This window comes from Bacteroidota bacterium, assembly GCA_016213405.1.
Classification (GTDB): Bacteria; Bacteroidota; Bacteroidia; order Palsa-948; family Palsa-948; genus Palsa-948.
In genome coordinates this window covers 1-19558 of sequence record JACRAM010000029.1, presented here as the reverse complement: position 1 = coordinate 19558, position 19558 = coordinate 1, and the positions used below count along the sequence as shown (strand labels likewise).

Genomic DNA, 19558 nt, shown 5'->3' with positions numbered 1-19558 from the left:
TTATTATGAATGAAAACAGAGAAAATCAAACAAGTTTTCTCAATCTCTCCAGCACAGGAGGATGAGAATAATGCACAAATACGTATGCAGGATGCGGCTTAAGGTTGCTGAGATTATCGGATGAAAGTTTTTTTAGCGCTGTTCCCAAAGCATTTCCGTTGTACGTTTCTTTTGCGAATGCGTCAGCTTCAAATTCATGTTTTCGGGAAAGTATATTTGAAATGATGCCGATGATTTCTGAGAGCGGAGAATAAAGCAATCCGAACGCGAGAATATCAATGTGGAAACTGCTCTGCCCTACTCCAAGCGCATTCGCTAACGCAGGATTTCCTAAGAACAATGAAAGGATAAAAAGCATTACACCCGTTTGTGCAATTCCTTGTATTGCGCCAATCAATGTATGTTTCTTTTTGTAGTGTCCGACTTCATGCGCCAGCACCGCCACCAGTTCTTCAATGGAATGTTTTTCAATCAGCGTATCGTAAAGCACAATTGTTTTCTTTGCGCCAAGTCCGCTGAAATAGGCATTTGCTTTTGCGGAACGTTTGGAACCGTCTATCACAAAAAGGTTGTTCAGTTTAAAACCAACCTTCTTGCAATATTCTTCAATGGCGGTTCTTAATTCTCCTGCAGGAAGCGGAGTAAGTTTATTGAAGATGGGAACAAGAAATGTCGTATAGAACATTGTAATGAAAATGGTGAAGAAAGAAATCACCGCCCAGGCGATGAGCCAGAAGTATGGTCCGGTAGATTGATAAATCCAAATGATAAGCGAAAATAATCCGCCACCGATAATTGCCGCAAGCAAATATCCTTTCAGCTTATCAAAGATGAAAGTTTTCACAGTTGTCTTGTTGAATCCGAATTTTTCTTCTATGACAAAAGTTTTGTAGAGTGAGAATGGCATTCCTAAAATATCAGAAGCAAAACCAAGAATTCCAAAAAACATAAGAGCTGTAAGAATCGGATTATCAGTATAACTTCTTACAAAAGAATCTACATACGCAAAACCATTGAGGAATAACATCAGCAGAAGTGCAATCAAACTTATCGCACTTGTAAGCATAGAGAAGTTATGATTCACCTTGTAATACTCCTGCGACTTGCTGTATTTCTCTTCATCATAAATTCCTTTTGCTTCATCAGGAAGTTTAGGTGATAAATTCTTAAGGTTGAGAAAATCAAGAACTTTGTCGAAGAGGAAATCGAAGAGGATGATTGAAACGATGATTATAAAAAGTGTATTCATAAACACGAATTTCACTAATTGACACAAATTTAATTAATTCTAATTTGAGATAATTCGTGTCAATTAGTGTTTAATATGCTCCATTAATTTTCCTCATAAACCATTCCAGTGAAATCAAAGATAAAATCAAAAAGAAAATCCACTTCAGATTAATCATATCAGAAAGTTTCTTCTCGCTGTGAGAGATTGGTTTAATATCTTCTCGCGCATTTAATATCTCGGCAAGTTTGTCAAGTTGATTCGGATAAATCATCTCTCCCCCACTCTTCTTTGCCAGAGAATACAAAAGTTGGTGATCAGCAATGGTGTTAGTAATTTCAACCTGCAAGGCAGCCACGCTGAACTCACCATGTTCTGAATATAGCTTTGCTCCCACTTTCACTTTTGCTTCATAATGGTAATTGCCGACAGGAAAAATACCTGCATCCAACCGATAAGCGTTTGATGTTTTATTGAATGTGAATGGAAATCTTTTTCCATCCGTGTTTGTAATTGAAACACTCACTTCAGGGTCGTTGATAAGTTCGTAACTGTCATTATAAACTTCCGCTTCAAATTCTACAGATTCGTTCTCATAGAAATTATTTTTAGAAATCACTTTAAAGTAACTCTTGTCAATCTTAGCGGAGAGATATTGAACTGTTTTATCTACCAGCTCATTGAAAACATTCTGATTGCTGTGCTCGGAAAAATCCTGCAAGCGCCAGCGCCAGATTCCTTCTCCGCAGATGATTCCGGTTTTTCTTTCGCCTGATTGAGAAAAAATAAAAAGGGGCTGCTGGGTTTCAACCAGACCAATCTTCTGATTAAAGAGAACAGAAACAGAAGAATTTATTTTATAATTCCCGAACGGGCACTGAAGCGGAGAGAACTTTATAGAATAATTTCTCAGCGCATCGCTGATGGTGAACAGAGAAAAATCCTTTGACATGGTTGGAAGCGCGTCATTCAGCTTTCCACCGGAAGAAGGAATAGACAAATCAGATTGCGCATTATTAAAAGCAGAAACAGAAGACTGACTTCCTATTATATACAATACAGGAAGTTTTGCTTTGTCAATATCTGTGAGAAGTTTTTCTATTTTATTTTTCGAAGAAGGCACCTGATGAAGAATTACAAGATTGTATCCAGCCAATGAAGAATTAAAATCAGAAGCAAGAACAGAGTTCACTTCATAATTTTCATTGCTTTCTAAAGCATTTTTAATAGCAGCAATATCAGGATGAGGAGCATCGGCAAGAATCAAAACCTTTTGCCTGCCGTCCAGCACATCAATGAAAATATCTTTTACGTTGTTGGCATAACTTACTTCTCCATCTATACTTGAAAGCTTGATGGTGTATCGCTGAAGTCCGGATTCTTTCGCATCTAACTGAACAGGGACTGTTGTAGAAAAATTATTTCCATTGATAACAACTTGCTGAGTGAACAACACATCACTTCCTTTTGAAACCGTGCAGGTGGAAGTCTTTCCGGCTAACTGCCTTGCTGAAATGTGAATCTCAATCGGGAATTTATTTCCGAGATAGGCAATGCGGTTGGAAAGAACTTTGGCAAGAACCAAATCTTTTCGCACGATTGTATCGCCAAGAGCAATAGTGTAAACCGGAAATTTATTCTGCGCGGAAGAGTAAAGCGGATTCTGTCCTTTGTTGTACAACCCATCCGAAGCGATGATGACAGCACCTACGTTTCTGTTGGAGAATCTTGTTTCGATTTCATCAAAGAGAGAGGCAATATCGGTTTGCTTTTCTTTGTAGTCAAATGTGAGCCCGTTTTTGATTTTATCCCCGAAAGAATAATTATTCGTATCAAACTTATCCGCGAGAGAAGAAACTAATTCGGAAACTTTTTGCCGGTATTCTGTTTTATAGAAAGCGGAGTCCTTGCCGACTGTCACCGATTCTGAATGATCCTGCGCAAAAATGATGATGGGCTTCTCCACCGTGCGGGAAATATTTTTCAAAAGCGGGGAAAGCAAAAAGAAAGCAATGAGCGTTACAGCAACAAACCTCAAAACAGGCATTGCCCCTCTCACCCACTTCGGAGTTTCGTCAAAACGCTTTTCGCGCCTATACAAAAGAAAAGCATAACTGCCACCTGCAAGAATGCAGAATGAATAAAACCAAATCGGGTAATCGGTATAGAGAGAAAAATTCATCTACGAATACGAATTGGGTACGAATCTACGAATAAACGAAACTTCAATTTGTATATTGGAGAGATTCGTAATTCGCTGGATTAAGTGAGCATTCCTCCGCAAACAGTGAGCACTTGTCCAGTGATGTAAGAAGACAAATCAGAGCCGAAGAACACGGCAAGGTTTGCAACATCTTCGGGTGTGCCTGCACGCCTGAGCGGAATCTGTTGCTTCCATTGCTCCACTACTTTGGGGTCGAGCACGGCTGTCATTTCAGTTTCGATGAAGCCGGGAGCTATGGCATTGCAGCGAACATTGCGCGAACCGAGTTCAAGCGCGATTGATTTTGTGAAGCCGATGATTCCTGCTTTTGATGCGGAGTAATTTGATTGTCCTGCATTGCCTTTTATCCCCACCACCGATGCCATGTTGATGATGCTGCCTGAACGCGCTTTTATCATATAGCGCTGCGCGGCTTTGGTGAGGTTGAAAACCGATTTGAGATTCACTTTCATTACTAGGTCCCACTGTTCTTCTGTCATTCTGAGAAGCAATTGATCGCGTGTGATGCCTGCATTGTTTACCAGAATATCTATTTTACCAAAATCTTTTATAACCGCTTCAACAAACTCTTCAGACGCTTTTGTATCGGAAGCATCGGACTGATATGCTTTTGCTTTAACGCCCAGCGCAGCAATTTCGGCAGCTACGGGATCGGTTTTTTCTGTAGGCACCACATCAGAGAACGCAATGTCGGCTCCGTGCTCTGCAAATTTCATAGCGATGCTTTTTCCAATACCGCGAGAGGCACCTGTGATGATGGCGGTTTTTCCTGCAAGTAATTTACTCATACATTTTATTTTTTAAAGGTATTTGTGAATCTTCGATTTCATATTTATAGGACTTACGCAGTTTTGCCACTAAAACACTAAAACACGAAACCACACTAAACTTTGGTGTGTATTTTTTAGTGCTTTTGTGATTTTGTGGCATTGCTTTTTGTTGTTGCGTAAGTCCTAATTTATTTCGATTTATAAATGGAAGCGAATTTACAAATAAGAAGGAAAGCGTGGATTAAAATCTGTACTCAGTAATCAAGTACCCAACAGTGCTTTTTATGTATTCAGTATCCGCCACTTATTTTATGAGTAATTGTTTTTTTAGTTACAACAACGTGAGTTCGGGTTCAAAGTAAAATGTTGTTCGACCCCGAAGGGGTCGGAGGTGAATAGCTAAATGTTTTTCTATTCATATTGGACTCCAAAGGAGTCCAATAACAAACAATGCTTTCGGATTAAAATCAATGTAGAATAGTTTGAACCGAACTCACATTTCAATATTATTTTGAATTGTATCAGTATGCTTTTTTTATACTTTTGACACTTGAAATTATCGCTCTTATCAATCAATAAAAAGAAAATATAGTATGTCATTCAAATGTAAAATCGGTTTGCACGCCTGGGTGGGATGCAAATGCTCCCAGTGCGGTGCAACCAGAGATGAACAACATGACGTTTCAAACGGTTGTGGTAAATGTTCAGTGTGCGGTAAAGAATCAGATCAGCATGACTGGTCAAAGAATTGCGAGAAATGTTCCAAGTGCGGTAAAACACGCGAGGCGCATCATGACTGGGAAAAAGATTGCGAGAAATGTTCAGCGTGCGGAGAAACCCGCAGCGACAAACATCATAAAGTGAATGGCATCTGCCAGGATTGCGGGCACGGAACTTTTGTTGACGAAAATGATAAACGCACTTATAAAATAATAAAAATTGGCGCTCAAATAATCATGGCAGAAAACTTTGCAAGAAAACCCGGCAGCGGAAACTATTGGGCGTATGATGAGCACAGCAATAATGTGAGCAAGTATGGTTATTTATATGATTTGGAAACCGCAAAAACAATAGTGCCCAATGGATGGCATCTGCCCGCAAAAGCAGAATGGGAAACCTTGCATCATTTTTTGGGTGATGATGATAAAAAAGTGTACGATCATTTAAAAGCAGGCGGCAGCAGCGGTTTTGATGGATTGTTTGGCGGATGGCGTTTTGCAAAAGGAACTTTCAACGGACTTGGCGCCAGCGCACACTTCTGGAGCGATACAACAGATGGCGACAGCAAAGTGTGGCATTTCAAGCTGGGCGCATACAGTCATAAGGCGGAACTTGAAAAAGGCGACAGAGGTTTAGCGCTAAGTGTCCGACTTTTCTTAAATAAATGAGCGCCTGATTTTATTAGTTCATTGTATATGGAAAAAACCCGCACAGGGATAAATGAAAAGTGGATGGAGGATGGTATTCTCCGCATGAAAGTAATTGACGGTGTACATATTGATCTTCGCGGTCTTCTTGAAGATGCGGAGATTGATATAAAACTTTCCAAAGGGAAAAAAGCGCTTGCCTTGTATGATGCCCGCTCCTATTTCACCATTACCCCTGAAGCGAATAAGTATGTAAAAAGCGGAATCCTCAATAAGACAAGGATTGCAACTGCTGTGCTCACGGATAAATCTTTCATGCGCATTCTTGTCAACTTCATGAATAATTTTATCAGACCGAAATCTTCTCTTAAAATGTTCGGCAATGAAAAAGATGCATTGAAGTGGCTGAAATCTTTCAGGCAGAATTAAATATTTCTAAAGAGAATATCGGGACTATTTCTGCTTATACAAAGCAAAAAACTTCAGGGTGATTTCGTTTTTGGCAGGCATTCCCATCATCGAAGGAATTTCTATGTTGTAATCTGTCATCAGTACAGAAAACGTTCCGCTGATTTCTATTCCATCTGCTGTGGTTTTGCTCAGGGCATCAAATGTGACGGATTTAGTGACTCCATGAAAAACAAGATTGCCTGTAACCGATAATTTGCTTTCATCGCCTGTGATGGAGGCGCTTGAAAAAGTTATGTTCGGGAATTTAATTCCATCCAGCACTTCTATCATGTGAGAATCGCGGTTCGCATTCTGGCTGTCGAAAGTTGCAACAGGAATAGCCATGGCAGCTTTCTCAATTTTTTTTGTCTCGGTATTATACAACAGAACAGAATTCATCTCTTTGCTTGTGCCTTCCCACTCATGCATAGGATGCGACATGCCATAAGTTATATAAGATTTTGATTTATCGGCACCGTACTTCACTGCAGTTTGTGCAACAGAAATTATAGTAGCAAAAGAAATCACCAGCAGGACAACAAACTGTTTTTTCATAGATTAAAATTTAATCACTCCTTCTGCTGCAATAAATACGCCAAAGGCAGTGTAGGCAGCAGCCCGGTGCCACTTTCTTAATTCAGGATGACCTTCCAATTGGCCGGCAAGAATATTTGTGGCAATCATTCCTGACATATGAATAAGAGCAAGCCATTTATGAACTTTGATGCTGCTGTATCCTTTTCTTTCGTTTATCATTTTAGGAGGGGCAAATAAGGAGAAGGCAGCAGTGGAAAAGTAACCGATATTTACTCCTGCCCCAAGACCTTCGTGCAAATCTTTCATACTTCTGTCTCCGTTGTATAATTTAGCTCCAACAATTGCCTGTCCAATCATCCCTAAAGAAGTGATGCCTCCCATTACCTGATGGCATACAAGCATGGTTCTCCTTACCTTTAATTCGTGTGCGCGGTTTACGGGAGTTAATTCGAATGCATTGAAGTTTCGCATTAATCCTTTCTGACCCCAAAGAATCCGCTGTGTGAAAATAATGTGGTCGGGAAGTAATTTTTGCGGATGGGAACTATCTGCAATGAGAGAAGAAAGCAAATCATCCTGCTGAAGAATAGTGTCTTTTTTCTGAGCCAATAAATGCCCGCATGAAAGCGCAGCAAGTAATGAAGCAAGAAATAATTTATTCACACATCATGGTTTCTTAGGAAACTTAGCCAATATTTCTTTCACGGCATCTTTGTGAATAGTGAAGCTGGTCATTTTTAACTTGATAAAATCTTCGTGCATGTACCAATAGCCGGGCGCTGTTTGGTTGTTTTGTCCTCCGCTGCCGGAATCCTTGATCAGATACCAAGTTCCGTTTGTTTTTTCTTCATAGCCAACCAGGTGCATGGCATGATCATCGGTGGTAGAGCCATTTGTGAAACGCATCTGACGCGCGTATTCATCAATGTATGCTGATGGAATATCATACGTTGGAATCATGGCAACACCTAATTTATTATCCATGCCGCTTTCTGAAACATCACCGCCAATTGACATGGAGTATCCGCTTTTGATTGCACTTTTAATGATGCTCATATAATCATTCAGCGGAACATTATAATAATCTGCCGAGTGCCACCAGTTGTCTGATACTTTATATTCTGCCTGCGTCCAATAAGGCGCTTCCATGAAGCTCATGAAATCAACATAATCATCAGGATTTAATTTGGTAACGTTCTTCAGGTATTCAAGAGGCGTCATTTTTTTTCCGGCAATCGTTACAGATGTGGGCGGCTCGCCCAGATAAAAGTTCATAATTGATTTTATGGTAGAAACAATCTCATCGGTGTTCCAGTTGTTTGCAGTTTTAATTCCCTGCAGATAAGCTTTCATTTCATTCACCATTTTACTATGGTTATGATAGGGCTGACCGATTTTCATTCCGTTATATGCATCCAACGGAACAATACCATATTGTTTCATCATGGCTGCCACTCCGTTTGTTTCCGAACCTTCATCAAAAGCAGAGGTGCCGCGCGTGCGCACAAACTCTTTTGCTTTCTCCACATACTGCCAGTAAACAGTATATAATTCAGAAAGCTGAATGTCCAGATTACTCAGGCGTTTTATTTCCGATTCGTAAAACGAAGTGGTGGAAAAACACCAGCAGGTTCCGGTTTCTCCCTGCGATTCTGGTTTCTGAGCAAACACTGTTTTGAATTCCGACATGGATTTCGGAACATCCATTCCGGTGAAATCCATGCGTAATGCCAATGGCTTATCCGCTTTCTTTGGCGCTTCAAATGCCTCCACTCCTTTTTGCACTTGTTCATAAAACTCATTTGATCTTGGTTTGAACTGAGCTTTGTCTTTTCTCTCCTGAGCAAACAGAATGCTGTAAAATAAAATTGCAATCATCACTGCAACAGTAGTTACCAATTGTTTTTTCATAGATGTTTTATTTATACCGAGATTACACCGATTTTCGAAAAAAATACATGATTACACCGATTGCTTTTCTGTTGTTTCATCTGTGTAATCAAAATAAAATCGGTGTAATCATTTTCGGATTTCCGTTTACCTTTGGTATATAATCAATAAAATTCATGCCTATTTAACAACGCTAAACTTGTCTGACTTAATGAGGTTGCCTGCTTTGTTATAAAGCTGGTAAAAATAAAGTCCGTCACTGTAGGCGTGGGTATTAACCGTAGTAAGGTTGCTATGTATTGCCACGCTGCTAATTTCTTTTCCGGTAATGTCAACAATTGAAATAGTTGCAGCATTGTTCACACCGGCAACGTGGAAATTAATTTCATTGGAAGCAGGATTAGGAAAAACATCAACGCGGCTTTCATCGGCTAAAATCTGGTTAACGCCCGAAGCTCCGGTTACGCTGGCATCATCAATCAAAAAAATGCTGCCGGGTTTTGGCAAACGGTCGAGCGATGAAGAACTGAATAAAGTATACAGCGTGTCGGGTGTTACTGTATCAACATAAGCAAAAGTAATAGTAGCTTGCTGCCAGGTTAAGCCGGTGGCAACATTTGTTTTGAACCAACCACCTGCCACAGCATTGCGCTGTTTCACTAATAACACACGGCACTCCGCGGTGTCACCTGCCTGAGGAAAATATTGGTAATAGAAACTGAAAGAAGTTAATTTTTGAGTGCAGGGAATGCCGGGTTGAAACACCTGATTCGTTTCGTTGAGGTTGCCGTCAAATACAATACCCAATGTATCAGAATAATTGTGTCCGATAAAAGGAATGCCCCATGCTTTATAAATGTTCCATGAAGTTGGGGTGTAAATGGTTGTTTTAATGCGGGCTGAAAAATTTCCGGAATGGGCAGTATCGCATCTGAACACCGATACGGGGCTGCTGCCAACCAACGGACTATTGAAGAAATTATAATCCCACCAGCCCGTGGTGCCGTTGCCGCTGTTAGGATTCATTGCCGTTGGCACTGCAAGGTCATTGGTCCATGTTTCAAAACCTGGGTTGATCAATTGGGCATGAACTGCAATCGCCAGAGCGAAAACAGCTAAAAGGGTAATTGTTTTTTTCATTGTGTTTATTGTTTATTTGTTATTGTTATGTTACGCCATTACTTTATTCAGAACCTTCGCCATCATTTTTCCAATCACCGCAGGAGAATCCACTACATGAATTCCGCACTCGCGCATGATTTTCATTTTTGCCGCGGCAGTGTCATCCGCTCCGCCAATGATAGCGCCCGCATGCCCCATTCTTCTTCCGGGAGGCGCGGTTTGTCCGGCAATAAATCCAACAACAGGTTTTCTTGGATTTGCTTTTATATAATATGCCGCTTCGTTTTCCATGTTGCCGCCAATTTCTCCTATCATAATAATTCCTTCGGTGTCAGGGTCGTTCATAAAAAGTTCAACAGCATCTTTGGTAGTGGTTCCGGGAATCGGGTCACCGCCAATTCCAATACAAGTGCTTTGACCCATTCCTGCTTTTGTAACCTGATCAACGGCTTCATACGTTAAAGTTCCCGAGCGTGAAACAATTCCGATAGTTCCTTTCCTGTGAATGAATCCGGGCATAATGCCGCACTTCGCTTCTCCCGGAGTAATCACACCGGGACAGTTGGGTCCAACCAAGCGACAGTTTTTATCTTTTAAATATTCTTTTACCGCTATCATATCTTTTGTGGGAATTCCTTCGGTGATGCAGATGATCACTTTGATTCCTGCTTCAGCAGCTTCCATGATGGCATCTGCCGCAAACGGAGGAGGAACAAAAATCACAGACACATCCGCGCCAGCAGTTTTCACTGCATCTGAAACAGTATTGAAAACAGGTTTATCCAGATGTTTGGTTCCGCCTTTGCCGGGAGTTACACCTCCCACCACATTGGTTCCGTATTCAATCATTTGTGTGGCGTGAAAAGTTCCTTCGCCACCAGTGAAACCCTGAACAATTACGCGGGAATTTTTGTTTACTAAAACAGACATAAAGAGATGATTAATGGTTGATGGTTAATGTATAATGTAAAATAGAGATAAATATTTTTTATTCAGGTCGCTAAATTAAAGTTTTCTCTTATTGCTGATATGTTATTTAATAACTTTGTTTTCATGAAGAATCCTCTTAACAATGATACAATCGCAGCGCTTTCAACTTCTTCCGGCATAGGGGCGATTGCCATCATTCGCTTATCTGGAAAAAATTCTTTGTTGATTTGCGAAAAGATTTTTCGAAAGAAGAATGGAAAACAAACTGACATTTCTAAGTTTAAATCACACACCATACATTACGGAGAAATTGTCTATAAGAACAATGTGATTGACGATGTAATGCTTTCTGTTTTCAAAGCTCCGAATTCTTATACAGGAGAAAACATTGCGGAGATTTCCTGTCACGGTTCTAAATATATTCAGGAACAAATACTGCATCTGCTGGTGAAGCAGGGAGCGCGTCTTGCCACTGCCGGTGAATTTACTTTCCGCGCGTTCATGAACGGAAAGTTTGATTTATCGCAGGCGGAAGCGGTAGCTGATCTGATTTCTTCCAACAGCGCAACATCCCACCACGTTGCCATGATGCAGATGCGCGGAGGATTTTCGGGCAAAATAAAAATCCTGCGGGATAATTTAATCAACTTCGCTTCGCTCATTGAACTTGAATTGGATTTTTCAGAAGAAGATGTGGAGTTCGCCAGCAAAGATGAATTAAAGAAACTTGTTTCTTCATTGCAGGGCGTTATAGAAAAGTTAATCCGGTCATTTGAACTAGGGAATGTAATTAAGAATGGTGTGCCCGTTTGCATTGCAGGCAGACCTAACTCAGGAAAATCTACATTGCTGAATTCTCTTTTAGATGAAGAGCGCGCCATTGTATCGGATATTCCAGGCACTACGCGAGACACGATTGAAGATGAAATTGTGATTGAAGGAGTTCGCTTTCGTTTTATTGACACTGCCGGACTGCGCCACTCCACCGATGTGATTGAAACTGCCGGAATTGAACGCACCCATCAGGCAATGAAGAAGGCAAGTATTATTATTTATTTGTTCGATATACATGAGCTCAGTTCCAGTGACTTACAAAAAGAACTTGAAGATCTGAAGCAGCATACTAGTGGCGCTGAATTAATCCTGACGGGAAACAAAATTGACAAAGAAGATGTTGAATACACCAAGAAAGAATTTTCGCATTTCAAAAACATGATTTTTATTTCCTCGAAAGAAAAACGTAATCTGGAAGAACTCAAGGCACGCCTCTTAGATATCTTTGACAAGAAAGCAAGCAATATTCCTGAAACAATCATCACCAATGCAAGACATGTGGAAGCATTGCAGCAAACTTCAAATGCTTTAACGAGAGTACGTGAAGGATTGGATAAAAAACTTTCAGGAGAACTTTTAGCAAGCGACATCCGCACTGCGCTGCATCATCTTGGACTTATAACAGGAGAAGTTTCTACAGATGACTTACTTCAGAATATCTTCGGGAAGTTTTGCATCGGAAAATAAAAAAGCGTGTCTGTCAGTTGACGGACACGCTTTGATATAATTCAATTCAACTTATTTCAATTTAACAACCTTTCTTACAGACATTCCCGAATCTGAACTTGTGCGGATGTAATAAACACCTTCCTCCAGATTCCCGGCATCAATCAACAAATGATTATCAGTGATGTTCCATTTTCCGAGATGGTTCCCAAGCACATCAAACAACTCTACGATATGATTCCCGTGTAAGTTCCATGTTATCGTCACGTTTTCACTGAACGGATTTGGATAAATTATAATTTGTTCTTCACCAACAATATTCTGAATACCTGTGCATGGGTCAACAATGATAGACTGTGTTGCAGTATTTGTACATCCATTAACATCTGTATAAGAATAAGTAATAGTAAATGTACCCGTACCGGCAGTTGCAGGAGTGAAATTTCCTGCGCTTACTCCCGTACCGGAATAAGTTCCTCCTGATGGAGAACCTCCCGTCAGTGCAAATGCACCCGAATTCAGACAAACAATGCTTGGTGAAAGATTAAATGTTACAGCAGGAAGTGCATTCACCGTCACGCTGAACGTTTGCGCAGTGCTGCTTCCGCAAGAGTTATTTGCAATTACAGAAATTGTTCCTCCTGATATTCCCACTGTGGAGCTAATTGAATTAGTCGCTGAAGTGCCTGACCATCCGCCCGGCAACGTCCAAGTGTAAGAAGAAGCGTTAGGATCATTAACAACAGAATAAGTTTGAACAGAACCTGAACACACTGAATCTGTTCCTGCAATTGCTCCCGGCTGAAGTGGTGCAGAACTTGTGACTATCACAGACAATGATTGCACCGTGCTGCTTCCGCAAGAATTGTTTGCAACAACGGTGATTGTTCCACCGGTTGCTCCGGCTGTTGCAGTAATTGAATTGGTAGTTGATGAACCTGTCCATCCTCCAGGCAATGTCCATGTGTAGGAAGTTGCCCCGGAAACTGGAGTAATAGTATAGGTTTCATTTGCACCTGCACAGGCAATAAAGTTGCCTGAAATAATTCCGGGTTGAGCAGGAACATTGTTCACAGTAACAACAACTATATCACTAGCCGAACAACTGCCACTTGAAACTGTAACAGTGTAAGTAGTGGTTACTGTCGGTGATGCAATTGGGTTAGCAATATTTGTCGCGCTCAATCCTGTTGACGGTGACCATAAATAATTTCCTCCACCGCTTGCATTCAATGTTGTGTTTCCTCCAGAACAGATCGAAACATCTGAACCTGCATTTGCCGAAGGAGGAGGTGAAACAAATACTGTTAATTGGTCAGTTGATGAACATGGTCCGTTAGATACTGTAACTGTATAGGTAATTGTAGTGGTCGGTGAAGCTACAGGGTTAGCAATATTTGTCGCGCTTAATCCTGTTGATGGTGACCACAGGTAACTACTTCCACCGCTTGCGCTTAATGTAGTTGAATTACCCTGACAAATGCTTGCATCAGTTCCCGCATTTGCAACAGGCATTGCAGTCACAGTAATGTAAGATGTTTGTGTCAGTGAATTTGAACCCACAGCGTTTGTAGCCGTCAGCGTTACACTATAAGTTCCAGGTATGTTGTAACAGATATTAGTAGGATTCTGTGAAGTTGATCCTGACGGTGACGCACCAGCAAACGACCATATCCAGCTTGTCGGGCTGTTGGTGCTTAAATCAGTAAAGTTGATGCACGTGTTCACACAGAAATTCGTTGAACTTGCAGAGAAATTTGCAACTGGCGGATTTCCCGCAGCAAAAATCACAACTTTATAATCTTCTGTTTCACCGTAGGTGTAATTTGTGCAAGCATCCATTCCTGGCGCATTATACACGCAACGCACTCTCAATCGGGTTGAACCGGTTGATGCTGCTGCAGGAACAGTAAAATTAATTGGCAGTGTTTGATACGCAGCAGTGGTTACAAATTCTCCAAGTTTTTCTCCGGCATCAAGGAAATCACCATCCTTATTGTAATCAATCCATGCAGCATAATAATCGGGCTGATATAATCCGCCTGTAATAGAAATTGTATAGGAGCTTGATTTATTCACATTGGTTGACATGGTTGAGGAATAGTTCGTATAGCTTGGACCGCCTGTGCTTCCGCTGCCTGTGTTGTTGATGGTTCCAAGAACAACTCCGTCAATGAAATCATCATAGGTAGTTCCATTGGTTGGGCTCGGAATGCAATAAGTGGGTGTGGCAATTACATTAATATAACAGGATTTGATTTCTGCATCTGAGCCGCTTGCGTTTGTGGCAGTTAATGTAACAGAATAACATCCGACAGTACTGTAAACAATGTTTGTTGGATTTTGTGCGGTTGAAGTGGCTGGCGTTCCTCCTGTGAAAATCCATGACCAGTTTGTCGGATTGTTGGTAGATAAATCCGTAAAGTTCACGCTTCCTCCTACTGTAACGGTGGTTGTGTTCGCAACAAAATTCGCAACGGGAATTGGCGCGATGGAAGTGTAAACGTATACTGATGAAATTGCCGTACATCCAAAAGCATTCGTTACAACCACTGTGTAATTTCCGTTTTGTGTGGGAGTGTAAATTTGGTTAGTGGCTCCGCCAATCGGAGTTCCGTTCAGATACCATTGATTTCCCGTTGCCGAACTTGAAACTAAATTCATTCCGGATGGTGTAATCGTTGGAGTTGCAGGAACAGGATTTACAGTGATGGATACAACAGCCGTTCCAGAACATCCGTTTGTAGTTCCTGTTACAGTGTAAGTTGTATTTGCTGATGGAGTTGCAATTGGATTTGCGATGTTCGCATTATTTAAACTGCCACTTGGAGACCAAACATACGTTGATGCTCCGCTTGCATTCAGACTTGTTGAATTGCCCGCGCAAATTGTATAGGCACTTGCTGTTGCGGTAATAGTCGGAAGGGCATTAACAGTAACAGTTGTCGGAGCAGAAGAGGAAGAACATCCGATTGCATCCGTTACAGTCACCACATAACTTCCTGATGAAGTAACCGTGATGGATTGAGTAGTTGCGCTTGTTGGTGTCCAACTGTAAGTAGTAGCAGCGCTCGAAGTCAAATCAACACTTCCGCCTGCGCAGAAAGTTGTCGGTCCGTTTGCGGTGATAGTTGGAATTGCAGGACCAGGAGTTACATTGATAGTAACTGCATCTGTACTTGTACAGTTATTTCCATTTGTTCCGGCAACGGTATAGGTAATTGTTGCCGTTGGAGTTGCCGTAACGTTTGCTCCTGTGGTTGAACTTAAACCAGTTGACGGTGACCAAACATAAGTTGTTGCTCCGCTTGCAGAAAGTGTGGTTGATGAACCGGCACAGATAGTCGTCAGATTTGCAGATGCAGTAACAGTGGGGAGCGGATTTACCGTTACGTTTATTGAAGAGGTTGATGAGCACGAATTCACATCAGTAACAGTTAAGGAATAAGTTCCAGAAGTTGAAACTGAAATTGTTTGAGTAGTTGCAGTTGTACTCCAAACATTTCCTGTTGAACTTGGAGAAGACAACGTCACACTTCCTCCCTGGCAGAAAGTGGTTGGTCCGCTTGGAGTAATGGTTGAGCTTGGCAACGAATTTACAGTAACATTTGTTGAAGCCGAAGTTGCAGTACAGCCATTTGCATCAATTATTGTCACTGCATAATTTCCTGATGAAGTCACCGTGATGGATTGTGTGGTTGCTGAAGTGGGAGTCCAACTGTAACTATTCGCTGCACTTGAAGTTAAATCAACACTTCCGCTAGAGCAGAATGTAGTTGTACCGCTCACAGTAACGGTTGGTGTTGGTGGTATTGGATTTACGGTGATAGACACAGTAGATGTTCCAGAACATCCGTTTGTAGTTCCGGTTACGGTGTAGGTTGTATTTGCCGATGGAGTTGCTATGGGATTTGAAATATTCGCATTATTCAAATCACCGCTCGGTAACCATACATATGTTGATGCTCCGCTTGCAGTTAAACTTGTTGAATTGCCCGCGCAAATCATTAATGCACTTGCAGTAACAGTTAAACTTGGAATACCATTAACAGTTACTGCTGTAGTAGCCGATGTTGCTGTACATCCGTTTACATCCGTTACCGTCACTGCATAATTTCCAGATGAAGTCACTGTAACAGATTGAGTAGTTGCAGAAGTAGGTGACCAATTGTAGCTGTTCTCAACACTCGAAGTTAAATCAACACTTCCGCCCGAGCAGAAAGTTGTCGGTCCGCTCGCAGTGATAGTTGGAATTGCAGGAAGAGGATTTACTGTAACTGTCAAAGTTGCTGCACTGGATGAACCGCAACTGTTAGCAGCGCTAACTGAAATAGTGCCGCCCGTTGCGCCCACAGTGGTGGTAATACTATTAGTAACTGAACTTCCAGTCCATCCACCTGGCAATGTCCAAGAATAATTTGTAGCGCCACTTACTGCAGAGATAGAATAAGTATTTGCTGTACCCTGGCAAACAGTTGTGTTGCCAGAAATAGCACCAGGTTGTACAGGTATAGACAGCACAGTAATAGCAAGTGATTGTGTTGGACTGCTGCCACATGCATTATCAGCAGTCACGGTAATTGTTCCGCTTGCATTATTCGCAGTAGCACTAATTGAATTGCTCGTAGAAGTTCCCGTCCATCCTCCGGGTAGCGTCCATGTGTAAGCAGTTGCTCCGCTCACAGGAGTAATGCTGTATGTGTTCGTTGTTCCACCGCAAATAGTTGTGTTTCCACTGATAGAAGCAGGTTGTGCAGGAACAGGATTCACTGTTACGCTCAATGTTCGGACAGGGCTGGTGCCGCATGTATTACTTGCTGTAACGGTGACATTGCCGCTCGTATTTCCTGCTGTAGTATTGATGCTGTTTGTTGTTGAACTTCCTGTCCATCCTCCTGGTAATGTCCATGCGTATGAAGTAGCACCTGAAACAGATGTAACACTATATGTTTGAGCAGTGCTTCCACAAATAGTCGTGTTTCCTGAAATTGCTCCTGGTTGAGCAGGAATTGAATTCACTGTAACAGCAAGTGTCTGTGCTGTACCGCTTCCGCATGTATTGTTCGCTGTTACAGTAATAGTACCGCTTGATGCACCAGCAGTTGTGCTGATACTGTTAGTTGTTGAACTTCCAGTCCATCCACCTGGCAATGTCCATGAATAACTTGTAGCACCGCTTACTGCAGAGATAGAATAAGTATTTGCTGTACCGAGGCAAACAGTTGTGTTGCCAGAAATAGCGCCAGGTTGTGCGGGTACTGTATTAACTGTTACAGCAAGTGTTCTTGGCGTACTGCTTCCGCAAGCATTGTCTGCTGTTACAGTAATAGTTCCAGTTGCTCCAGCTGTTGTGCTGATACTATTTGTAGTTGAAGTTCCTGTCCATCCGCCCGGCAGTGTCCATGTATAACCGGTTGCACCACCAACTGCAGTAATTGAGTACGTGTTTGCAGAACCAAGACACACTGTTGTATTGCCTGAAATCACTCCGGGTTGTGCGGGAACATTACTGATAGATACTGCAAGCGTTTGAACGGAGGAAGAACCGCAGGTATTGCCTGCACTAACTGAAATAGTTCCTCCTGCTGTTCCGGCAGTTACACTAATTGTATTTGTTGTTGAAGTCCCTGTCCATGTACCAGGAAGCGTCCATGTATAAAAGGTAGCTCCTGCTACAGGAGATACACTATAGGTCTGAGCAGTGCTTGCACAAGGTGAAGCAGGTCCTGAAATACTTGCCGGCTGTGCAGGTAAACTGCCTCCTGTTGGTGTAACTGTTAATGACGATGCAGCACTTGAACCGCAAGAATTATTTGCATATACTTGTATGGTTCCCGGATTGCTTCCAATCGTAACACTTATGGAGTTTGTTGTTGATGAGCCAGTATATCCTATAGGTAAAAGCCAAGTATAGGATGTTGCACCACTCACGGCAGTGATACTGTAAGTTACAGCAATACCTGTACATGGAGTTATGTTTCCGCTGATAGCTCCCGGAGTTACCGGAAGTGGAGTTGCTGTTACTGTTTTTGTTGAGGCAGCAGTTGTATAGCAACTGTTGTTTGCAGTAACAGTAATAGTTCCGCTTGCGCTTCCAACAACAACGTTGATGATGTTGGATGTAGAAGTTCCGGACCAGCCAGACGGCAATATCCATGCGTAAGAAGTCGCCCCTGTAACTAATGCAATAGAATATGTTTGCGATGAACTTTCACACACAGGAGTATTTCCGGAAATTACACCGGGCGTTGCAAGATTAGAAATTGTAAACACAGCATTGCTCTGATCAACCAAAGCACCATTGCCGGAATCCTTCACGCGAATTAATCCTTGTACTGTTGGAGTGGATGGAGTTGTCCATGCATAAGTTCCGTTGACAGTAGCATAATTTGCAATAACAACATTCCATGTTACTCCGTTATTAGAAGAGTAATCAATATCATAATTGCCAGATGTTGCATTTGCACTCCATGTAATATTGTGCGTAGAACAAACCACCCAGTTCTCACCTCCATTCGGAGAGGTAACAGTTATTGATGCCGGAGAATTAGTAATTGTAAATAAGGCATCGCTTTGGTCGGTTTTGCATGCAGCGTTGTAATCGGTTACCCTGACATAACAACTTACCGAAGGAGAATTTGGAACAGTCCAGCTATAAGAATTAGTCAGAATATTAGTATTGAAAACTATATTAGTCCATGTTGCCCCGCCATTCGTTGAATAATCTATGTTGTAAAAATTTGAAACGCCTACCGATGTCCATGTGATATTCAGCGTAGAGCCCACGGCATAACTTCCTCCGTTGTTCGGATTAGTTACTACAATAGCCGGAACAATATTAAATACAGCATTGCTCTGGTCTGTTTTACTTGCATTGCCGCTATTGTAAACTTGTACCAAACAGAAATTAGAGGCAGTGTTTGGTAATGTCCAGTTGTAAGAATAATTCGGTCCGCCAGCGAAACTTTGATTGACTATAGTGTTCCAAGTGGTTCCGCCATTAGTAGAATATTGTAATGTGTAACTGTTTGTGCCGGGTTCGCCCGTCCATGCAATTGTGGTAACAGTGCATCCGTTCAGATTTTCTCCTCCATTCGGAGCCGTTACAACAACACCGGGATTAATGGTGAAGACGGCATTGCTCACATCATACGTGGCGCTATTTCCATAATCCATCACACGCACGAGCGCCTGAGTGGTGGTGATATTCGGAATTGTCCATGTATAAGTACCGGAATTGTTGGTTGAAGCTATTACATTCACCCACGTTGCACCATTGTCAGCAGAATAATCAATCCTCACGAATGATGAACTGAGATATCCTGAAGTCCATGTGATGTTAGCCGTGTTGTAGCTGTACAAAGTTTGCCCGCCATTTGGATAAGTAACAGTAATATATGGCGTGGGCGCCTGAATGGTAAACACCGCATCGCTGTTATCGTAGCGGCAGGTGTTGTTGTAATCCTCCACTCTCACCAAGCAATTGACGGATGGATTATTCGGAATGGTCCATGTATAACTTCCGTTGCCGGTAACGCCT

At 41.8% G+C, this 19558-nt stretch carries 12 protein-coding genes; 3 read left to right on the top strand and 9 right to left on the bottom strand.

Features of this window, described 5'->3' with window-relative positions:
• Positions 1–25: 25 nt before the first annotated feature.
• The 3 genes from HY841_03380 to fabG all read right to left on the bottom strand — a co-directional run bounded on the left by HY841_03380 (position 26) and on the right by fabG (position 4240).
• Positions 26–1255, bottom strand: coding sequence for a M48 family metallopeptidase (locus HY841_03380; protein MBI4929779.1), 1230 nt, complete (start codon positions 1253–1255; stop codon positions 26–28).
• Between the two features lie 64 nt (positions 1256–1319).
• Positions 1320–3410, bottom strand: coding sequence for a VWA domain-containing protein (locus HY841_03375; GenBank protein MBI4929778.1), 2091 nt, complete (start codon positions 3408–3410; stop codon positions 1320–1322).
• Between the two features lie 80 nt (positions 3411–3490).
• The gene (gene fabG / locus HY841_03370; GenBank protein MBI4929777.1) at positions 3491–4240 is read right to left on the bottom strand and encodes a 3-oxoacyl-[acyl-carrier-protein] reductase; all 750 of its coding nucleotides are present in this window, start codon (positions 4238–4240) and stop codon (positions 3491–3493) included.
• 575 nt (positions 4241–4815) lie between these two features.
• Here fabG and HY841_03365 point away from each other — a divergent pair.
• Both HY841_03365 and HY841_03360 read left to right on the top strand, forming a co-directional pair.
• Positions 4816–5610 (top strand): hypothetical protein, encoded by a 795-nt coding sequence (locus HY841_03365; protein MBI4929776.1) that lies wholly within the window; start codon positions 4816–4818, stop codon positions 5608–5610.
• 27 nt (positions 5611–5637) lie between these two features.
• Entirely contained in the window at positions 5638–6018 is a 381-nt protein-coding gene (locus tag HY841_03360) for an STAS/SEC14 domain-containing protein (GenBank protein MBI4929775.1), read from the top strand.
• A gap of 24 nt (positions 6019–6042) precedes the next feature.
• Here the strand turns inward: HY841_03360 and HY841_03355 are convergent, their stop codons facing one another.
• The 5 genes from HY841_03355 to sucD form a co-directional block, all read right to left on the bottom strand.
• Positions 6043–6594 (bottom strand): YceI family protein, encoded by a 552-nt coding sequence (locus HY841_03355; protein ID MBI4929774.1) that lies wholly within the window; start codon positions 6592–6594, stop codon positions 6043–6045.
• A gap of 3 nt (positions 6595–6597) precedes the next feature.
• On the bottom strand, positions 6598–7239 hold the full coding sequence (locus HY841_03350) for a hypothetical protein (protein MBI4929773.1): 642 nt from the start codon (positions 7237–7239) through the stop codon (positions 6598–6600).
• Between the two features lie 3 nt (positions 7240–7242).
• Positions 7243–8487: a peptidase C1 gene (locus tag HY841_03345; GenBank protein MBI4929772.1), complete on the bottom strand. Its 1245-nt coding sequence runs from the start codon at positions 8485–8487 to the stop codon at positions 7243–7245.
• Positions 8488–8646: 159 nt separating this feature from the next.
• Positions 8647–9606, bottom strand: coding sequence for a T9SS type A sorting domain-containing protein (locus HY841_03340; GenBank protein MBI4929771.1), 960 nt, complete (start codon positions 9604–9606; stop codon positions 8647–8649).
• Between the two features lie 30 nt (positions 9607–9636).
• Positions 9637–10518 (bottom strand): succinate--CoA ligase subunit alpha, encoded by an 882-nt coding sequence (sucD, locus tag HY841_03335; GenBank protein MBI4929770.1) that lies wholly within the window; start codon positions 10516–10518, stop codon positions 9637–9639.
• Between the two features lie 123 nt (positions 10519–10641).
• On the opposite strand from sucD, the gene mnmE reads away from it, so the two are divergent.
• Positions 10642–12039: a tRNA uridine-5-carboxymethylaminomethyl(34) synthesis GTPase MnmE gene (mnmE, locus tag HY841_03330; GenBank protein ID MBI4929769.1), complete on the top strand. Its 1398-nt coding sequence runs from the start codon at positions 10642–10644 to the stop codon at positions 12037–12039.
• Positions 12040–12090: 51 nt separating this feature from the next.
• Here mnmE and HY841_03325 read toward each other — a convergent pair.
• Positions 12091–19558, bottom strand: a 7468-nt coding sequence (locus HY841_03325) for a PKD domain-containing protein (protein ID MBI4929768.1), incomplete at its 5' end; no start/stop codon positions are given.